Origin of the sequence: Haladaptatus sp. R4 (assembly GCF_001625445.1) — an archaeon.
Classification (GTDB): Archaea; Halobacteriota; Halobacteria; order Halobacteriales; family Haladaptataceae; genus Haladaptatus.
In genome coordinates this window covers 1-1153 of sequence record NZ_LWHG01000017.1, presented here as the reverse complement: position 1 = coordinate 1153, position 1153 = coordinate 1, and the positions used below count along the sequence as shown (strand labels likewise).

1 protein-coding gene is annotated in these 1153 nt (G+C 45.0%); it reads left to right on the top strand.

Annotated elements, in window-relative coordinates:
- Positions 1 to 55: 55 nt before the first annotated feature.
- Positions 56 to 544 carry a protein rep gene (locus A4G99_RS25155; RefSeq protein WP_150123080.1) on the top strand — a complete coding sequence of 163 codons (489 nt, stop codon included), beginning with the start codon at positions 56 to 58 and terminating at the stop codon, positions 542 to 544.
- Positions 545 to 1153: the final 609 nt, after the last annotated feature.

The following is a 1153-nucleotide window of genomic DNA, read 5'->3' as shown; positions in this document are numbered from 1 at the left end:
AAGTACCTGGGATCGTCTTGCAAGACGTAAGGCCGTTTACTGATGTCGTCGTGGGTTGGTTTCGCTCTTTAGAGATTACGAGAAATCTATTAGAGGATACATATCACCCGCATTTCATGTTTTGCTTGGCGTCAAGCTTCTTATTCCGAAAGGCTATCTGCAAGACGAAGATTGGGTTTCTCTTTGGAGAGAGTGCCTTCAAGTAGATTATGACCCTGTTTGTGACGTTCGTATCGTTCGGAATAAGCGGAATATTGAGCGAGAAATGAAGATTTTGGAGCAGAAAGGCATTTTCCTTTCCCCGGATGGTAGATTAGTAGAGGCCGATCTTGCAGGTTCAGCGGTTGCCGAGCTTTCAAAGTATGCGACGAAATCCGAGGACTATATTGTCTACAATCGTTATAAGCAAAGACAGGTTCGCGACAAGGTGAAGCTCGTTCCTGTCATTTCAAGCGGGGTTAATTGGGACAAGACTGACGAGGTTGTCGCGACATTGGACATGGCTTTGTCGCGGCGAGATTGCTCGCATATGGTGGCTTGCTGAAAGAGGTTTGGAATGAGTTACAGGCGCAAGGTAAAAGTTCAAGACGTGGAAGACGATCAAGTTGATCTGGTGCATGTCGATGATGACTCTATTTGTAGTGTAGCGTCTGCGGTTCGAATATGTTGGAAGAACTTTATTCTTGGGTTCCAGACGTTCAAAATTACGTGAAAAAAGAAAGAGCATAAACCGGCCAAAGTTTATGCTCAACGGGTTACAGTTAAAGCGTCGCGATTTAGCTGTTTCTATTATCTCACTTTCTCCCCCAAAACGCAAACGGATTTCGTATGACGAAAAACGTTCGCGTTCGGACAAATGCAAGACGGGCGCGGCGACGCGCGGATAGCGCAAGGGTGCTCGGGGTTCCCTGCGCTGTCCACGTCGCCAGCGCCTTTTGTCTATTTGCCAAAGGCGAATTTTTTGTCTGACGAAAAAAACGTTCGGCGAATTTATTTTCGTCTGACAAAAAAACGTTCGGCGAATTTATTTTCGTCTGACGGAAAAAATTGTGTTGACATTTTCCGAATGTATGTCTTTTAATAGGGTTAAGAGAATGTTTTTTGAGTAATCTCGAAAAGGAGTGCTATTCGGATGGATGTGAAGGAGTTTGTG